The 542-nt window shown below is 74.0% G+C and carries 1 pseudogene; it reads left to right on the top strand.

Features of this window, described 5'->3' with window-relative positions:
* Window positions 1-477: pseudogene (locus A5697_RS11350) on the top strand (alpha-(1->3)-arabinofuranosyltransferase family protein); the annotation flags it as partial.
* Between the last annotated feature and the right edge of the window lie 65 nt (window positions 478-542).

Raw genomic sequence — 542 nt, forward strand, 5'->3', positions numbered from 1 at the left:
CTGGCGGGCTTTGTCGCCGACAGCGGACTGCGTCCGCGCTACCCGGCCGTAGAGGTTTACCGGGTGGAGGTCGCCGGTGATCCGGGCGCCCCGTACTTCGCGGACGTCGACCGGTTGCCCCGGGTGGACGGCGGACCGGAGGCGCTGCTGCGCCTCGACGAGCGGCGCCGGCTGCAGGGCCTGCCGCCGCTGGGCCCCGCGCTGATGACCGCCGACGCGCGCGGCGCCGGATTGCCGGTGCCCTCGGTGACCATCACCGACACCCCGGTGGCCCGCGAGACCGATTACGGCCGGGTGGACCAACATTCGTCGGCCATCCGGGCCGCGGGCGACGCACGGCATACCTACAACCGGGTGCCCGACTATCCCGTCCCCGGGGCCGACTTGGTCGTCGGCGCCTGGAGCGGCGGCCGGATCACCGTGTCGAGCTCGTCGTCGGACTCCACCGCGATGCCCGACGTCGCGCCGGCGACCTCCACCCGGTAAACCTCTACGGCCGGGTAGCGCGGACGCAGTCCGCTGTCGGCGACAAAGCCCGCCAG

The organism is Mycobacterium sp. E3251 (assembly GCF_001666835.1).
Lineage (GTDB): Bacteria > Actinomycetota > Actinomycetes > Mycobacteriales > Mycobacteriaceae > Mycobacterium.